Origin of the sequence: Myxococcus sp. AB025B (assembly GCF_006518215.1) — a bacterium.
GTDB lineage: Bacteria > Myxococcota > Myxococcia > Myxococcales > Myxococcaceae > Myxococcus > Myxococcus fulvus.
On sequence record NZ_SRLW01000017.1, the window covers coordinates 1 to 16145 of the forward strand.

Consider the following 16145-nt stretch of genomic DNA (forward strand, 5'->3'; position numbering starts at 1 on the left):
CCTCTACCCGCTGCACATGCTGGCGTTGGTGGGGAAGTTGGGCGCGAAGCTCTTCTGGCCCCATCCGCTCGTGGTGACGATTCCCTCGCGAGTGACTCCTTTGGCCTCGGAGATGGTGCTGGGCGGCATCCTGCTCCTCGGCCTGGCCGTCGTGTCGTGGCGCTCGTGGCGCGCGTCCCGGGCCACCTTCGCCGGAGGCGTCTGGCTGCTGACGCCCCTGTTGCCCATCTTCCTCATGCAACTGCGTGGCGTGGAGGCGTACGCGGAGCGCTTCCTCTACCTGCCCTCCGTGGGCTTCTGCCTGCTGGTGGCGGCGGGCGTGAAGTGGGTGCTCGAGCGTTGGCCCGGGCAGGTTCGGGCGGTGGGGCTCGTGGCCGGCGGCGTGGTGGTGGTCTTCGCCGCGTTGACCCTGGCGCGGGTGCCTGCGTGGCGAGATGACATCTCGCTGTGGGAGGACACCCTCTCGAAGACGCCGGATGAGCCCAGCATCCACGCCTACCTGGGCGCGTCCTATCTCAAGGCGCGTCGCGTGGAGGACGCGATTCCGCACTTGCAGGTGGCGGTGGCGTCACTGCCGCAGCTGTACCAGCCGCAGAGCGACCTGGCCGTCGCGTACGCCATGCTGGGGCGCATGGACCTGGCCATCCCGCAGCTCGAGCGTGTCCACGCGCTGCGTCCCAGGGAGCCCGTCGTCCTCCACAACCTGGGGCTCGCCCTGCGCAAGGCGGAAAGATTGGAGGAGGCGGTGGAGCGCTTCCAGGCGGCGCTGCGGCTTTCGCCCCGGCGCGCGGACTCGCAGCTGGAGCTGGGGCGCACGCTACTTCGGTTGGGACGCGCGGGCGAAGCCGTGGCCCCGCTGGAGGAGGCGCTTCGGCTGCGGCCCGACTGGGCGCCCGCGCGAGAGGGCTTGCGGCAGGCGCGACTGGCGGCCGGCGCCACGCAGTGATGCACGAGGGGGACCGGGCGGTCACCCCTCATGCCAACGGCGCTTCAGCGGAAGTCGCGCCGCTCGAAGATGAAGATGGCGGCGGCGGTGAACAGCGCGGCCCAGCCCACCCCATAGCCGATGCCCGAGAAGAACGTCGACGCGTCCACGGGCAGCGCGTACGTCGCCTGGGGCCGGAAGTTCATCCGCTCCAGGTTGGGCAGCAGGTAGTAGAGCGCCGTGGCCACCGTCTTCACCGGGCCATCGTCCAGCCTGCGCGCGATGTCGAACAGGTCATTGGCCAGGTGGCCGGCGAAGTAGATGCCGGTGGTGGCGATGGCCGAGACGGCGGGGCCCGCGAAGCTGGAGAAGAGGATGCCCGCGCTCGTGAGCACGAGCAGCTCGAACCACAGGCCCACCACCGCCAGGAGCTGCGTGGTGTTGACGCTCACCATGAACAGCGCCATCTGGCTGATGAAGATGAGCATCATCGCCGCCATCAGCACGGCGAGCGTCAGCATGTTGCCCGCCAGCCGCGCCAGCAGGAACTGCGAGCGCGACACGGGCTTGCTCACCACCAGGAAGATGGTGCGCCGCTCGATTTCGCGGCTCAACAGGCCGCTCGACAGGAAGATGGTGAGGAAGACGAGGATGAGGCTCATCATCCCCAGGCCGAAGTCGGTGAGCACGCGGTCGAACGTGGCGACCGTCACCTCCGTCACCAGCGTCGACGACAGCAGCACCACCGCCGCGAACGCGCCCACCACCACCGTGACGCGGTTGCGGCGCGCCTCGCGAAACCCGTTCCAGACCATCGCGCCGAACGCGCTCATGTGTTGATCTCCCCGCCGACGCTCGTCGCCCGCCCTGAATCCTTCAGGGCATCCATGAAGAGCTGCTCCAGGGAGAACTTCGCCGCCTGGAGGCTGTTGACCCGTCCGCCCGCCGCGAGCACCTGCCCCAGCAGCCGCTGGCTGTCCGAATCGGCGACCTGAAGCAGCACGCGCCCATCCAGGGCCTGCGTGGATTCAAGCGCCACGCCCAGGTTCTTCACCTGCTCCATCTTCAGCCCCTCCACCACCACCTCCACGGAGGGGACCTGCGCGGAGAGCAACTGCTGCACGCTGCCCTCGCGCACACGGCGGCCGCCCACCAGCACGGCCAGCCTGTCGCAGAGCGCCTCCACGTCCGGTATGATGTGACTGCAGAAGAGCACGGTGGTGCCCCGGTCCCGCTCGGCGAGGATGAGGTCTCTCATCTGCCTGCGGCCCACGGGGTCCAGGCCGCTCGTCGGCTCGTCGAGGATGAGCATCCGGGGCCTGGCCACCAGCGCCTGCGCGAGCGCCACGCGCTGCACCATGCCCTTCGAGTAGCGGCGGATCTGCAGCTTCTCGGCGTGGCTCATGTCCACCGCGCCCAGGACCTCCTTCACGCGCAGGTCGAGCTCGTGGCCGCTCATGCCGCACAACTGTCCGGCGAGCGTCACGAACTCGCGGCCGGTGAGGTACTCGTACGGCGCGGGGTTCTCCGGGAGGAAGCCCACCATCCGTCGCGTCGCCGCCTGGTCCACGGGCTGGCCGTACAGCAGCGCGGTGCCGCCGCTGGGGCGCACCAGGTTCATCAATATCTTGATGGTGGTGGACTTGCCGGCGCCATTGGGGCCGAGCAGGCCGTAGATCTGCCCGGGGCCGACCTCGAGGTCGAGGCCTTGGAGCGCGCGGACCGTGCGGTTGAACCAGAAGCCGACCTTGTACGTCTTGGAGAGGCCTTGGGTCTGGATGGGAGGAGCGTCAGGGCTGGGGGTCGTCATGGCTCTCTACGACGCGGGGCTTGGGGACGATGCGCTCGCCCTCTTCGGTCTTCAGGTTCTTGATGAGCTCGAGCCGGAACTTGGCGGCGGAGGAATAGCTCCGTCCATCCTCGCCGATGAAGAACTCACCGCCCAACGGGTCGGCGGGCAGCTTGTCCAGGTCTCCGGCGGAGACGAGCGCCTTGATCCTGTCGGGCAGGCGTCCTTCGCGTGCCTTGTAGCGCTGAATGGCCGCATCCAACTGCTGGAGCAGCCGCTCCTGGAGGATTTCGCTGACCCGACGCGCGTAGTACTCGCGCGTCTGTTCGTCCTCGGCGCTGTCGCGCAGCATCATCGCCAGGCTCAGGCTGGTGTCGAAGTCGCCCGCCTGGGCATACAGGCGCGTCGCCAGGGCGGAGTACCACTCGGGCGCGTCCGGCTCCTTCGCGAGCTCCTCGATGATGGCCGCCGCTTCCTTGTAGCGGCGCTCGAAGAACATGAGGTTGTAGGCGAGCTGGAAGTGGATGCGCTTGTCCTCGGGCGTGTTGGCGATGCCCTTGCGCAGGATGGCCGAGGACTCCTCCACATTCGTGTACTGCTCGCGCCCCAGGTGGATGGGGATGGTGATGCCCGCGAAGGTGTAGACCTTCGAGAAGCGTGGGTCGAGGTCCGTCGTGAGGTCCGCGTAGTAGTACACGTCGCGGTATTCAGACGGCGTCGAGGCGGAGCCCACCCGGTTGATGGTGAGGATCCAGAAGTAGTCTGAGATGAGCGCGAGCTGCGCCTTGAACAACACCCTGAGGAACCCGGCGCGGGGCAGCAGCGGGCGATCACCCAGGTGGAGGGGAGGGGAGGGCCGGGCCGCCAGCGGCACCACCAACAACAACCCAGCGGCCAGGAGCATGAAAGGCAGCTTGCGCATCGGTCCTTGGAAACGGAGGCGGGGCACTCGGTCTCCCGAGCGCCCCGCTGGTACCACAGGATGGCTCGCCGTGAGCGAGCTCCCGAGGGATTTAGCAGCTCACGTCGTTGTACGCGTTGCCCGGCTCGCCGCCGCTGATGGTGGTCGAGTCCACGCCGCAGGTGCCCGTGAGGGTCGTGGCGGAGGACGCGAGGGACGTGATGCCCCACGTGTCGGCCGCGGGGTCGTTGTCCACGTTGCCGATGGCCGTCGCGGAGAACTCGCAGTTGGGGCAGTCAGCGGGGGTGGGCGACACGCCGGCGGTCAGCGGCGCGGTGGCTCCCGTCGGGATCTTCGCGAAGCGGGCCTGGTCCTGGCCGATGCAGCCCTCGCCGTAGCGACGGCCCGTCACGAGGACGGTCTCGTTGCACGTACCGGTGATGCCGTAGCTGAAGCGGTTGCCGGGCTCGGGGTCGAAGCCGACGACCTTGAAGTCGGTGACGTACTTGTCCTTCTCGCCGAAGTACGCCTTCTGGGCCGTGAAGATGGCCTTCAGGTTGGTCTTCGCCTCGGACTGCTTGGACTTGGCCTGGAAGCGGATGAAGTTCGGGATGGCGATGGCGGCCAGGATGCCGATGATGGCGACGACGATCATCAGCTCGATGAGGGTGAAGCCACCCTTCTTCTTCATGAGGCGATTCAGCATGTCGGGAGTGCTCCGCAGGTGCAGAGGGGGGTTGAACGACTGCCCGGATTCTTAGCACGAAGGGTGCCATGGCCAACAGTCACCCCAACCCGGGGATTTCCCACGAGGTCGGGCCGCGCACCCCGTCAGGCTGGGCGCCTGGTTGCCAAATTTTGTCACTGCTTCTGACGGAAATCGTCGATCCAGGGGGCTGACCTCTCCGGGCGCGACGCTAGGATGCCGGGCTCCGTGACGGACATCTCCCTCCTGCCAGGCTGGGCCGGGCCTCTCTTCACCGCCTTCCTCCTGGTCCTCGGCCTGTGTATCGGCAGCTTCCTCAATGTCGTCATCGCGCGTGTCCCCGAAGGACTGAGCATCGTCCGGCCCGGCTCGCGCTGTCCCCGGTGCGGGCACATGCTCTCCTGGTACGAGAACATCCCCGTGCTCTCGTGGCTCGCGCTGAGGGGACGGTGTCGTTCGTGTCACGCGCCCATCTCGCCGCGCTACGTGCTCGTCGAACTACTCACGGGGCTCTTGTTCCTCGCGTGCCTGCGCCGCTTCGGCTGGACGTACGAGCTGTTCCCCGCGCTGGTGCTGGTGTCGCTGTTGATACCGCTCACCTTCATCGACCTGGCGCACTGGATACTGCCGTTCTCGCTGACGGTGCCGGGCATCGCCGCGGGGCTCTTGCTGGCGGTGCCGCGCGGCGCGGACGCGGTGGTGGACGCGACCGTGGGCGCGGTGCTCGGCTTCCTCGTGTTCCGCCTGATGGAGTACATCGGTTGGAAGGTCTTCAAGAAGGAGGCGCTGGGCGGCGGCGACAAGTTCCTCGTCGCGCTGCTCGGTGCGTTCCTCTCCTGGCGGGCGCTGCTCGGCATCCTCTTCCTGTCCTCGCTCCAGGGCGCGGTGGTGGGGATTGCGCTGCTCGCCCTCACGGGACGCGCGGGGCCCTCTGCGCAACCTCCCGCTCCGGACGCGCCCCCCTCCCCGACGGGGCCAGGGCCCGCGCCGGCCGCGGACGCGGCTCCGGCCAGTGATGGGGCGTCGGATGTCGCGACGACGTCGACCTCGAGCGGTGTCACGCTGCCGTCGTCCGATGATGTGTCACTGCCCGGGATGGCCGCGCACCCGGCGGGTGGCGCGCCTGTGGCCGAGGCGGAGCCGGAGGAGGAGCCCGAGCCCACCATGACATGGGAGTTCACCCGGCCCGGCATTCCGCTGTGGAAGCGGCTGCTCCTGGTGCCCTGGTGCCTGCTCGTCCAGCCGATTCCCGACGCACCCGTCAACGAGGAGACGGGTGAGGAGGAGGAGTGGGTGCCCGGCCCCACCAACATCCCGTTCGGTCCGTGGCTCGCGCTCGCGGGGCTGGAGGTGATGCTGCTCGGTCCGTGGCTGGCTCGGGTGCTGCCCATGGACATCGCGCTGCTCCTGGGAGGCGCGCCGTGAGCCGCGCGGCTTCTCGATGAAGTGGCGCATCGCCAGCGTGGCGTTCCTGCTGGCCTCGCTCTGCACGGGCCTGTCGTGGCTGTCGCTCCAGCCGGTCCTCATCCGGCTCCTGGAACTGGGGCGGCGGCTGGCCCGGCCGGGCACGCCGGACGCGGAGGTGCTGTCGCAGGTGCGGGGCTTCCTGCCGCTGGCGCTCGGGCTGGACCTGGTGGCGCTCACGCTGCTGGCCTACGGGATTCTGTACCTGACGGTGGGGCGCCCGCTGCGCTCGGCCGAGGAGATGGTGGAGCAGCTCGGCCGCCTGGAGCCGGACCCGCACCTGACGCCCACACAGGGTGGCCCTCTGCTGTCGCGCATGCAGCGCGCGCTGCAGCGGCTGGCGGATGCGCTGCGCCAGGAGCAGTCCCTCACGCGCTCCCAGATGGAGTCCCTGCGCGAGGCGAACACGCGGCTGACGCGCGCGCAGACGGAGCTCGTGACCTCCGAGCGACTCGCCACCGTGGGACGGCTGGCGGCGGGCGTGGCGCACGAGGTGGGCAACCCGCTCGCGGGCATCCTGGGCTACCTCTCCCTGGCGCGGATGAAGGCGCCCTCGGCGGAGCTGAAGGACTACCTGGAGCGCATCGACCACGAGGTGCAGCGCATCGACCGCATCGTGCGGGGGCTGCTCGACCTGGGTCGTCCCGAGACGGCCTCGCCAGGCCCGGTGGATGTCGGCTCGGTGGTGGAGACGTGCGTGCGGCTGGTGCGGGCCGCGCCGGAGCTGGCGGGCGTCTCGGTGGAGCTGTCGCTCGAACCCGGGGTGCTGGCCCGCGCGGAGCCAGGGCCCTTGTCGCAGATCCTCATCAACCTGCTGCTCAACGCCGCGCAGGCCATGGGAGGGCAGGGCAGCGTCAGTGTCACCACCCGGCTGGAGGCGGGCGAGGCGCGGGTGATGGTGACTGACCAGGGGCCGGGAATCCCGCAGGACGTGATGCCCCGGCTGTTCGAGCCCTTCTTCACGACCAAGGGGCGTCAGGGCACGGGCCTGGGACTCGCGGTGTCGCTGCGACTCGCGCAGGTGATGGGCGGGCGACTGGGCGCGGAGAACCTCCCCGAGGGCGGCGCGCGCTTCACCCTGGCCCTCCCCGCCGTGTGAGCGGGCCAGAAGCTATCTCCTCCCGCGACTCTGGGGGATGATGGAGGCAAGGCCGCCATGTCCCTGTTCCGCTCCATCCTCGTCGCCGACGACGAGCCCTCCATCCGCCACATCCTCACGTTGGTGCTCACCGACCGGAAGTACGAGGTGCGCGCCGTCGCGGATGGGGAGGAGGCCCTGCGGGAGCTGGCCGCTCGCGACTACGACGTCCTGCTGTGTGACGTGCGCATGCCCCGCAAGGACGGCCTCACGCTCCTGCGCGAGGCCCAGGCCGCGCACCCGGGGCTCACCGTGGTGGTGATGAGCGCCTATGGCTCGCAGGAGCAGGCGCTGGAGGCGGTGTCCGCGGGCGCCTACGACTACGTCCAGAAGCCCTTCAAGCCCGAGGAGATCGTCTTCGTCCTGCGCAAGGCGGAGGAGCGCGAGCGACTGCTGCGCGAGAACAAGCGCCTGAAGCAGTCGGGCCTGCCGTCGCTGCCCCAGGGCCACATCCTCGGCTCGAGCGCTCCCTTGCAGGCGGTGCTCCGGCAGGTGGCGAGGCTGGCGCCCGTGGACACCACGGTGCTCATCAGCGGCGAGAGCGGCACGGGCAAGGAGCTCATCGCCCGGGAGCTGCACGCGAAGAGCCCCCGCGCGCCGCTGCCCTTCGTCGCCGTCAACTGCGGCGCCATCCCCGGCGGGCTCCTGGAGAGCGAGCTGTTCGGCCACGCCAAGGGCGCCTTCACCGACGCGCGCACCGCCAAGCGCGGCCTGTTCGCGGAGGCCGACGGCGGCACGCTCTTCCTGGACGAGGTGGGGGAGCTGCCGCTGCCCGCGCAGGTGAAGCTCTTGCGCGTGCTGCAGGAGGGGGAGATTCGCCCGGTGGGAGAGAGCCGGGTGGAGAAGGTGGACGTGCGGGTGGTGGCGGCCACGCTGCGCGACCTGGGCAAGCTGGTGGAGAAGGGGGAGTTCCGCGAGGACCTCTACTACCGGCTCAACGTGGTGAACGTGAGGATTCCTCCCCTGCGCGAGCGCCGTGAGGACGTGCCGCTCCTGGCGAGCGCATTCCTCCACCGCTTCAACCGCGAGCTCAACCGGGAGCCCCCCGTGGAGGGGCTGTCCCCGGAGGCGGAGGCGCTGATGTCCGCCTACGCGTGGCCGGGCAACGTGCGCGAGCTGGAGAACGCCATGGAGCGCGCGGTGCTCCTGGCGGATGGCCCGCACATCCTCCCGACCAACCTGCCCGAACGGCTGTGGGCCGCGCCCGCACCCGGACCGGCCACGGCGGGGGATGGCGGAGTGCAACAGGTCGGTAGTGACCTGTCGCTCAAGCGGGCCATCCGGGACCTCGAGGAGTCCTACATCCGGGCGGCGCTTCGTCGAACGAAGGGAAACCGCACCCGGGCGGCCGAGGTGCTGGACATCAGCCACCGGGCGTTGCTGTACAAGATCAAGGAGTACGGCATCGACCCGGACGCCGAGGCGGAGCGGGGATGACCGGGTGGGGTGTGCCGTCCCCATTTGACCAAATGCGTCCGAGGCCGGAAAATCGGGCCTCCGCGACCGTGGTGGGGGCCTGGCGCAGCAAGAACGCAGGGGTCCCGGCCGAACGGAGAGCAGGCGGGCTCCGGGCACTTTTTAGGTGGGGTTGACGGCCAGTGCTACGCTGGCCGCCTCTCGACGGAGTCAAGAATGGCGAAGGGCAAACTGGCACTCGGTCTGGACATCGGATCGACCTCCATCAAGATGATCCTGCTCAAGGAGCAGCGCAAGCGCGGCGAGGTCGGCTTCGCGTTGCAGAGCTTCGGCATGAAGCCGCTGCCTCCGGAGGCCATCGTCGATGGAGCGCTGATGAACTCCACCGCCATCGTGCAGGCGGTGCAGGAGCTGATGTCCGAGCTGAAGGTGAAGGGCAAGGACGTCGCCATCGGCGTGTCCGGCCACTCGGTCATCATCAAGAAGATTCAGATGCCGCGCATGTCCCAGGAGGAGCTCGAGGAGAGCATCCAGTGGGAGGCCGAGCAGTACATCCCGTTCGATGTGAAGGACGTGAACATCGACACGCAGATCCTCGACGGCGGCGGCAACGACGCCACCGGGCAGATGGACGTGCTGCTGGTGGCCGCCAAGAAGGACATGATCAACGACTACACCACCGTGGTCTCCGAGGCGGGCCTCGCGCCGGTGGTGGTGGACGTGGACGCCTTCGCCGTCCAGAACATGTTCTCCGTCAACTACGACCTCCCGGAGAAGGAGACCGTGGTCCTCATCAACGCGGGCGCCTCGGTGGTGAACATCAACATCATCGCCAACGGCGTGACGGTCTTCACCCGTGACGTCACCATCGGTGGCAACCAGTTCACCGAAGAAATCCAGAAGCAGCTCAACGTCTCCTACGAGGAGGCCGAGGCGCTGAAGATCGGCGGCAACCGCGCGGACGCGGACGCCGTGGTGCCCCAGGACGTCGAGCGCGTGCTCTCCAGCGTGGCCGAGCAGGTGGCCGGTGAAATCCAGCGCTCGCTGGACTTCTACGCGGGCACGGCGGCGGACTCGAACTTCACCAAGGTCTACCTGTCCGGTGGCACGGCGAAGATTCCGGCCCTGTTCAAGACGATTGAAGCGCGCACCGGCGTGCCGGTGGAGATCCTCAACCCGTTCCGCAAGATTGAAGTGGACAACCGCAAGTTCGACCCCGCGTTCATCATGGACGTGGCGCCCATGGCCGCGGTGGCCGTGGGACTGGCGCTCCGGCGTCCGGGCGACAAGCTGGCCTGACCTGTCCACCTCCTGGAGACGACGCACATGATGATTCGCATCAACCTGCTTCCCGTCCGGAAGGTCCAGACCCAGCAGAAGGGCCGCCAAGTCCTGGTCCTCTTCGCGCTGGCGCTCCTCGGCGCCGCCGTGGGCAACTACTTCTGGTACGACGACCGTGATTCCGAATACCAGCGCAACGCTCAGGGCATCGCCCAGACGCGCGCGAAGATCGCCGAGCTGGAGAAGGTCATCGGCGAGGTGAAGAACATCAACGCCCGCAAGGCGGAGGTCGAGAAGAAGCTCGCGGTGCTCGACTCGCTGCGCAAGGGCCGCAACGGCCCGGTGCGGATGATGGACGCGCTCGCGTCCGCCACGCCCAAGAAGGTCTGGGTGAAGGGCTTCGTCGAGTCCGCCAGCGCGGTGTCCATCGACGGCTCGGCCGTCAGCCACGACGAGGTCGCCGAGTTCATGCGTGGCCTGAATGGCGTGGTGTGGACGCCCAAGGGCATGGGGCGCCTGGTGGACCAGCGTCGTGACGCGAAGACGTCCCGCGTGGAGCTGCTCACGGCGGAGGCCACCATCGAGGAGTTCCCGGCCGGGCAGATCACCCCGTTCTTCACCAACATCGACCTGACCAGCGCGGTGCAGACCAAGGCGTCCGCTGGCGTCGCGGGCATGCCCGCCCTGGTCGACTTCAAGATCACCCTCAGCGCGAACTACGCCATCTGACCGAGGCCCCCACCATGGACAAGTACCTGGACCAATTCGTCAAGGCGTCCCCGGGCGTCAAGTTCGGTGGCCTCGCCGCGATCATCATCCTGATGACCGCCGCCAACTACTTCCTGCTCATCGAGCCGACCGAAACGCAAATCGAGGCGCAGCTGGGTGAGCGGCGCACGCTGGACCTGGAGCTGGCCGAGAAGAGCGAGATCGCCCAGAACCTCAACGAGCGCCGGCGCGAGATGGACGTGCTGGAGCAGAAGCTCGCCGAGGCCCTCACGGAGCTGCCGGAGAAGAAGGACGTCGAGGAGCTGCTCGCGCAGATCAACGACATCGGCAAGAAGAGCGGCCTGGAGATCTCCCTGGTTCAGCCCGACCGCGAGTACGTGGGCGGCGGCGAGTTCTTCGCCCGCATCCCCATCCGCATGACGGTGAGCGGCAACTACCACGAGATCGCCATGTTCCTGCAGGAGATGGCGAACATGCGCCGCATCGTGAACGTCAACAACATCAACCTGGGGCAGCCGACGCTGAAGAACGAGAAGGTCGTCCTTCAGAGCAGCTTCCTGGCGACGACCTTCCGGTTCGTCGAGACCCAGAAGAACTAGAAACTTGATCCGTCCCGGAAGTAGGGCGACAAGGGGATTGAGGATGAAGATGTTCAAGGCCACCATGACGACCGCCGCGCTCGCGCTGACGCTCGCAGCCTGCGAGGACGCGCCCCCGCCTCCTCCGCCGGTGGCGGCGGCTCCCGCGCAGGCCGCTCCCGCCGCGCCGGCGGAGACGGCTCCCGCAGCGGTCGAGGCCGCGGCGGCTGCGCCGTACGTCTACTCGTACAACCCGGTGGGCAAGCGCGACCCGTTCCGCAGCCCGCTGGAAGAGCTGGGGCCGGTGAACCCCAACATCGCGGCGCCCACCTGCACGGAGCCGCTGTGCGCGTTCGACCTGGACCAGCTCAAGCTGGTCGCGGTCGTCACGGGCGACGCCAATCCACTTGCCATGGTCGAAGACCCGCTGGGTCGAGGCCACATCGTGCGCCGCAACACCCGCGTGGGGCGCCAGGGCGGCAAGGTCACGCAGATCCTCCGTGATTCGTTGACGGTGACCGAGGTGTTCTCGGGCAACGGAGAGATCATCAAGAATCCGGTGACCCTGCAGCTCAAGCCCGATGATCGGCAGGACCCGAGCTACAATTTAATGACGGGCAAGAACTACGGGGAGTAGCGCCCCCGTGGCGCGCCCGCGGGCGGCAGCCCGCTTCCAACTTGGTGAGGGGACGCATGCTCGAGAGGAGCGCTGTGACGAGGGGCAAGTGGATGTTGGCGACTGCATTCGCGGTCGTCCTTGCGGGCGCCAGCAGTAGCGGCGCCGAACTGAATACGCTTCGGGACCTGGATGTGTCCCGTACCGGCTCGGGCGCCCAGGTGGTGGTGACCGGAACCCGGCCCCCCACCTTCACCGTCTTCCGGCTCAGTGGGCCGGAGCGGTTGGTGGTGGACCTCTCGTCGGCGGATGCGACGGGTATCAAGGGCCACCATGACGGCTCCGGACCGGTGTCCGGCGTCGTGGCGTCGCAGTTCTCGGACGAGCGCGCGAGCGTTGGCCGGGTGCTGCTGGCGCTCGACAAGGCGTCCCAGTACGACGTGCGCGCGGACGGCAACCGCGTGGTCATCTCCGTGGATGGAGCGGCCTCCGCCCCCGAGGCGAAGTCCGCCGCGCCCGCGACTGTCGCGACGGCCCCCGCCGCCCCGATGACGCCCGCGCCCTCCGCCGAGGTGAAGCCCGCCGCCGTCGTCGCGGAGGCCCCGGTGAAGCAGGAGGCGGCCGCGAAGCCCGCGCTGCCCGAGAACGTCGTCGCCGCCGAGGCCGACGAGCGCGAGGTGGCGCAGCCCGCCCAGCGCATCACCCAGCTCGCGTACGCCGATGACACCCTGCGCATCCGCGCGGACGGCGACATCGCGCGCTACGAGGTGCTGGAGCTGGCGGACCCGCCGCGGCTCGCGGTGGACCTGTACGGGGTGGGCCTGGCGGCCCGCGCGCCCCGAATCAATGGCGCGACCCTGAAGGAAGTGCGCGTGGGCGCCCATTCGGACAAGGTCCGGCTGGTGCTCGACGTGCGCGGCAAGATGCCCGCCTACCGCGTGGACCGCGCGGACAAGGGCCTCGAGGTGGTGCTCGGTGGCGCGGTGGCCCGCAAGGCGGCGCCGTCGCCCGCGCCGCAAGAGGTCATCGCCTCGGTCGCCGAGGTGGAGCCCCTGCGTCCGGCCCCCGTGGTCGTGGAGGCTCCGGCCACCGCGTCCGTGGTCGAGGTCAAGGACCTGTCGTTCCAGGAGGGTGGGGCGGGTGGCCGCGTGGTGCTGAAGCTGTCCGGCACCGCGGGCTGGAAGGTGGACCGTCCGGACCCGCGCAGCGCGGTGCTGACGCTGGACAACGCCCGGCTGCCCAAGAAGCTCGAGCGCAGCCTGGACACCAGCGCGCTGGAGACGCCGGTGAAGATGATCAGCGCCTTCAGCGTACCCGGTGAGGGCCGCAAGGTGCGCGTGGTGGTCGCCGCCGACGGCGCCATCGAGGAGAAGGTCAGCCAGAGCGGCAACACCCTGTCGTGGCGCCTGGACGTCAAGGGCGTGAAGACGGACGAGGTGTCCGTCGCGCAGCGCACCGCCGGCTTCACCGCCGAGGCCCCCGCCTACGCCGCCGAGGGCGCGCCGCAGCAGGCCCGCTACCGCGGCAAGCGCGTGTCCTTCGAGTTCAAGGACATCGACATCCAGAACCTCCTGCGCGTCATCGCGGAGATCTCCAAGAAGAACGTGGTCGTCGCGGACGACGTGAGCGGCCGGGTCACCATCCGCTTGCGCAACGTGCCCTGGGACCAGGCGCTGGACCTCATCCTGCGCACCAAGCAGCTGGGCAAGGAGGAGTTCGGCAACATCATCCGCATCGCCCCGCTCAAGACGCTGGAGGAGGAGGCCCGGCTGCGCCAGGAGCGCAAGAAGTCGCTCCAGCAGCAGGAGGACCTGCTGGTTAACCTCATCCCGGTGAACTACGCGGTGGCCTCCGACATGTCCGCCCGCGTGAAGGACGTCCTGAGCGAGCGCGGCACGGTGACGGTGGACACCCGCACCAACGTGCTCATCGTCAAGGACGTGCGCTCCAACACGGAGAAGGCCCGCTCGCTGGTGCGCAGCCTGGACACGCAGACGCCGCAGGTCCTCATCGAGAGCCGCATCGTCGAGGCGAGCACGACCTTCAGCCGTCAGCTCGGCGTGCAGTGGGGTGGTCAGGCCCGGGCCGCCGCCGCCACGGGCAACTCGACGGGTCTCATCTTCCCGAACAACGTCGCCGTGACCGGTGGTTCGCCGAGCATCGGTGCTCAGGGGGTGCCGGCCGTTCCGAACTTCGCGGTGAACCTGCCGGCGCCGGTGGGAGAGAACGCCGGTGGCGCGCTGGGCTTCGTCTTCGGCTCGGCGGGTGGCGCGCTGCAGCTCAACCTGCGCCTGTCCGCCGCGGAGACCGAGGGTACCATCAAGACCATCTCCGCGCCCCGCGTGACGACGCTGGACAACAACACCGCTCGCATCAGCCAGGGTGTGTCCATCCCGTTCAGCCAGACGTCCGCGGCCGGTGTGAACACGACCTTCGTGGAAGCGCGTCTGTCGCTGGAGGTGACGCCGCACATCACCCAGGACGGCAGCATCCTGATGGCCATCAACGCCTCCAACAACCAGCCGGACCCGGCCAACACGGGCGCCAACGGTCAGCCTTCCATCCAGCGCAAGGAGGCCGTCACCCAGGTGCTGGTGAAGGATGGCGACACCACGGTCATCGGCGGCATCTACGTGCGCCGTGGCTCCACGCGGACCAACTCGGTGCCGTTCCTCTCGAAGATTCCGGTCCTCGGCTTCTTCTTCCGGCAGACGAACGACACGGATGAGCGTCAGGAGCTGCTCATCTTCATCACGCCCCGCATCCTCAACCGGCAGACCATTGCGCAGAGCCTGTAAGGCATCGCGCCTCTTCTTCGAGGAGAGAGTACGCTCATGAAGCCCATCTATTTCGCCGCGCTGCTGGCGTTTGGCTCGGTGTCTTGCGTCGACGACGTTCCTCAGTTGCAGGTCCTCCACGCCGCCCTGCCGGACCAGGACTGCACGATTCCGGAGGATGAGGCCATCCTCCGGGGCTCGCTGGACATGTCCCTGGCCTCGAACTTCCGGCTGGGGCTCATCGTCACCTCGAACCGCATCGGCACGGAGGTCCTCGTCGGAGAGGGCGGTCAGGTGTCGAGCCCGGGGTCCCAGGTCGTCTACATCACCTCGATGGACGTGTCGTATCAGACGGAGCCGGACCTCGGCATCGAGGACACCAACGTGCGGCTGTTCGGCGGCTTCGAGGGAGGGGAGGGGAGCAACATGCTCCTCAACGTGCTGACGCCGCAGGCCCGGGATGCGCTCGCCGCTGCGACCGCGGGCGGGGCTGTCGTCGACACCCTGATCACCATGAAGTTCAAGGGGCACACGAGCGCCAACAGCAAGGTGGAGGCGAACGAGTTCACCTTCCCGCTCACGGTCGGTCGCACTGGTTACAGCTGCCCGGCGGGTCAGCAATTCGCCGCGCCGACCGCGAACTGCGACCTGCGTGGCCACAATGGCATCGTGCCGGAGTGCGAGGACATCCCCGTTCCGTAGCCGTCAGCGCCGTACCGCTCCACCCAGGAACCCCCGAGCCCATGTCCTTTCGCACGCACCTCGAGTCAGTCGTCAACCAGGTGGACGGAGCCCTCGCCTGCAGCGTGATGGGCTTCGACGGCATCTCCGTGGACACCTACCAGCGCGAGGAGGCGGGCGAGCTGGACCTGGGCGGGGCCTGGGTGGAGTACGCCAACCTCCTCACGCAGCTGCGCCACGCCGCGGAGACGCTCAAGACGGGCGCGGTGAGCGAGGTCAGCGTCAACAGCGACAAGGTCCTCACGCTGATGCGGCTGGTGTCCCCTGAGTACTTCCTCGTGCTCGCCCTGCGCGCGGATGGCAACTACGGCAAGGGCCGCTATGTGCTTCGCGTGACGGCCCCCAAGGTGAGCGCGGAGCTCTAGCCGCGCCCTCTGTAAAGCAGTCGTCCGGACGACGCGGCGCTCCGCAGCTTTCCCCTTCCCATGGGAGGGGGCATGGGCTAGACACCCCCGACTTTTCAAGCTTCCGTATTTTCGAGTCTGAAGGAGTCGGTCCCCATGGCCGGTGTCATCGATACGTCCGAGTTTCACAACGGTATGAAGATCGAAATCGACGGTGAGCCGTTCGTCATCGTCGAGTTCCAGCACGTGAAGCCCGGCAAGGGTTCCGCCTTCGTCCGCACCAAGATCCGCAGCCTCACCACGGGCCGCGTCCTGCAGCCGACGCTGAAGTCCGGTGAGAAGGTGGGCCGTCCCGACATCGAAGAGAAGGACATGCAGTACCTGTATGTCCAGGGCGACGACTACTACTTCATGGACAAGCGCGACTTCGAGCAGACCTTCATCAGCGAGAAGGCGCTCGGCGACGCGAAGAACTTCCTGAAGGAGAACACCGACGCGACCATCCTGTTCTGGAACGGGAAGGCCATCAGCGTGACGCTGCCCAACTCGGTGGACCTGAAGGTCATCAAGTGCGACCCGGGCGTGCGCGGCGACACGGTGTCCGGCGCGCTGAAGCCCGCCACGCTGGAGACCGGCTTCGTGGTCAACGTCCCCCTGTTCATCAACGAGGGTGATGTCCTCAAGATCGACACGCGCGAGGGTGGCAAGTACCTGACCCGCGTGGCCACCGCGGGCTGACC

16 protein-coding genes are annotated in these 16145 nt (G+C 68.3%); 12 read left to right on the forward strand and 4 right to left on the reverse strand.

All coding sequences use genetic code 11. The features are described from left to right. Positions 1-946 (forward strand): tetratricopeptide repeat protein (locus FL311_RS04590; protein ID WP_141323726.1); only part of this gene is annotated, 946 nt, incomplete at its 5' end. A gap of 44 nt (positions 947-990) precedes the next feature. Here FL311_RS04590 and FL311_RS04595 read toward each other — a convergent pair. The 4 genes from FL311_RS04595 to FL311_RS04610 form a co-directional block, all read right to left on the reverse strand. After that, positions 991-1758, reverse strand: a complete 768-nt coding sequence (locus FL311_RS04595; protein ID WP_141323727.1) for an ABC transporter permease — start codon at positions 1756-1758, stop codon at positions 991-993. Then, positions 1755-2735: an ABC transporter ATP-binding protein gene (locus tag FL311_RS04600; RefSeq protein WP_141323728.1), complete on the reverse strand. Its 981-nt coding sequence runs from the start codon at positions 2733-2735 to the stop codon at positions 1755-1757. Before FL311_RS04600 ends, FL311_RS04595 begins: the two co-directional genes overlap by 4 nt. Then, on the reverse strand, positions 2716-3636 hold the full coding sequence (locus FL311_RS04605) for a lipopolysaccharide assembly protein LapB (RefSeq protein ID WP_141323729.1): 921 nt from the start codon (positions 3634-3636) through the stop codon (positions 2716-2718). Before FL311_RS04605 ends, FL311_RS04600 begins: the two co-directional genes overlap by 20 nt. A gap of 91 nt (positions 3637-3727) precedes the next feature. Then, positions 3728-4321: a type IV pilin protein gene (locus FL311_RS04610; protein ID WP_141323730.1), complete on the reverse strand. Its 594-nt coding sequence runs from the start codon at positions 4319-4321 to the stop codon at positions 3728-3730. Positions 4322-4537: 216 nt separating this feature from the next. On the opposite strand from FL311_RS04610, the gene FL311_RS04615 reads away from it, so the two are divergent. The 11 genes from FL311_RS04615 (at position 4538) to efp (ending at position 16143) form a co-directional block, all read left to right on the forward strand. After that, positions 4538-5746 (forward strand): A24 family peptidase, encoded by a 1209-nt coding sequence (locus FL311_RS04615; protein ID WP_141323731.1) that lies wholly within the window; start codon positions 4538-4540, stop codon positions 5744-5746. A 16-nt stretch (positions 5747-5762) separates the two neighbouring features. Next, positions 5763-6884, forward strand: a complete 1122-nt coding sequence (locus FL311_RS04620) for a sensor histidine kinase (RefSeq protein WP_141323732.1) — start codon at positions 5763-5765, stop codon at positions 6882-6884. Between the two features lie 57 nt (positions 6885-6941). After that, on the forward strand, positions 6942-8360 hold the full coding sequence (locus FL311_RS04625) for a sigma-54 dependent transcriptional regulator (RefSeq protein ID WP_141323733.1): 1419 nt from the start codon (positions 6942-6944) through the stop codon (positions 8358-8360). A 195-nt stretch (positions 8361-8555) separates the two neighbouring features. Continuing rightward, positions 8556-9638, forward strand: a complete 1083-nt coding sequence (pilM, locus tag FL311_RS04630) for a type IV pilus assembly protein PilM (RefSeq protein ID WP_046715650.1) — start codon at positions 8556-8558, stop codon at positions 9636-9638. A 27-nt stretch (positions 9639-9665) separates the two neighbouring features. Then, positions 9666-10349, forward strand: coding sequence for a PilN domain-containing protein (locus FL311_RS04635; RefSeq protein ID WP_141323734.1), 684 nt, complete (start codon positions 9666-9668; stop codon positions 10347-10349). A 14-nt stretch (positions 10350-10363) separates the two neighbouring features. Then, a complete protein-coding gene (locus FL311_RS04640; RefSeq protein ID WP_141323735.1) occupies positions 10364-10948 on the forward strand; it encodes a type 4a pilus biogenesis protein PilO in 585 nt (194 codons plus the stop codon). Positions 10949-10991: 43 nt separating this feature from the next. Next, entirely contained in the window at positions 10992-11564 is a 573-nt protein-coding gene (locus FL311_RS04645; protein ID WP_194869053.1) for a pilus assembly protein PilP, read from the forward strand. A gap of 56 nt (positions 11565-11620) precedes the next feature. Beyond that, entirely contained in the window at positions 11621-14341 is a 2721-nt protein-coding gene (pilQ, locus tag FL311_RS04650; RefSeq protein WP_141323737.1) for a type IV pilus secretin PilQ, read from the forward strand. A gap of 36 nt (positions 14342-14377) precedes the next feature. After that, on the forward strand, positions 14378-15022 hold the full coding sequence (locus FL311_RS04655; protein WP_141323738.1) for a hypothetical protein: 645 nt from the start codon (positions 14378-14380) through the stop codon (positions 15020-15022). Between the two features lie 41 nt (positions 15023-15063). After that, the gene (locus FL311_RS04660; protein ID WP_141323739.1) at positions 15064-15426 is read left to right on the forward strand and encodes a hypothetical protein; all 363 of its coding nucleotides are present in this window, start codon (positions 15064-15066) and stop codon (positions 15424-15426) included. 135 nt (positions 15427-15561) lie between these two features. Then, positions 15562-16143 (forward strand): elongation factor P, encoded by a 582-nt coding sequence (gene efp / locus FL311_RS04665; RefSeq protein ID WP_141323740.1) that lies wholly within the window; start codon positions 15562-15564, stop codon positions 16141-16143. Positions 16144-16145: the final 2 nt, after the last annotated feature.

What these genes read in the sequence shown, in the direction of transcription:
- FL311_RS04595 (WP_141323727.1), bottom strand. Translation starts at nt 1,758, where the DNA reads ATGAGCGCGTTCGGCGCGATGGTCTGGAACGGGTTTCGCGAGGCGCGC.
- FL311_RS04600 (WP_141323728.1), bottom strand. Translation starts at nt 2,735, where the DNA reads ATGACGACCCCCAGCCCTGACGCTCCTCCCATCCAGACCCAAGGCCTC.
- FL311_RS04605 (WP_141323729.1), bottom strand. Translation starts at nt 3,636, where the DNA reads ATGCGCAAGCTGCCTTTCATGCTCCTGGCCGCTGGGTTGTTGTTGGTG.
- FL311_RS04610 (WP_141323730.1), bottom strand. Translation starts at nt 4,321, where the DNA reads ATGCTGAATCGCCTCATGAAGAAGAAGGGTGGCTTCACCCTCATCGAG.
- FL311_RS04615 (WP_141323731.1), top strand. Translation starts at nt 4,538, where the DNA reads ATGCCGGGCTCCGTGACGGACATCTCCCTCCTGCCAGGCTGGGCCGGG.
- FL311_RS04620 (WP_141323732.1), top strand. Translation starts at nt 5,763, where the DNA reads ATGAAGTGGCGCATCGCCAGCGTGGCGTTCCTGCTGGCCTCGCTCTGC.
- FL311_RS04625 (WP_141323733.1), top strand. Translation starts at nt 6,942, where the DNA reads ATGTCCCTGTTCCGCTCCATCCTCGTCGCCGACGACGAGCCCTCCATC.
- pilM (WP_046715650.1), top strand. Translation starts at nt 8,556, where the DNA reads ATGGCGAAGGGCAAACTGGCACTCGGTCTGGACATCGGATCGACCTCC.
- FL311_RS04635 (WP_141323734.1), top strand. Translation starts at nt 9,666, where the DNA reads ATGATGATTCGCATCAACCTGCTTCCCGTCCGGAAGGTCCAGACCCAG.
- FL311_RS04640 (WP_141323735.1), top strand. Translation starts at nt 10,364, where the DNA reads ATGGACAAGTACCTGGACCAATTCGTCAAGGCGTCCCCGGGCGTCAAG.
- FL311_RS04645 (WP_194869053.1), top strand. Translation starts at nt 10,992, where the DNA reads ATGAAGATGTTCAAGGCCACCATGACGACCGCCGCGCTCGCGCTGACG.
- pilQ (WP_141323737.1), top strand. Translation starts at nt 11,621, where the DNA reads ATGCTCGAGAGGAGCGCTGTGACGAGGGGCAAGTGGATGTTGGCGACT.
- FL311_RS04655 (WP_141323738.1), top strand. Translation starts at nt 14,378, where the DNA reads ATGAAGCCCATCTATTTCGCCGCGCTGCTGGCGTTTGGCTCGGTGTCT.
- FL311_RS04660 (WP_141323739.1), top strand. Translation starts at nt 15,064, where the DNA reads ATGTCCTTTCGCACGCACCTCGAGTCAGTCGTCAACCAGGTGGACGGA.
- efp (WP_141323740.1), top strand. Translation starts at nt 15,562, where the DNA reads ATGGCCGGTGTCATCGATACGTCCGAGTTTCACAACGGTATGAAGATC.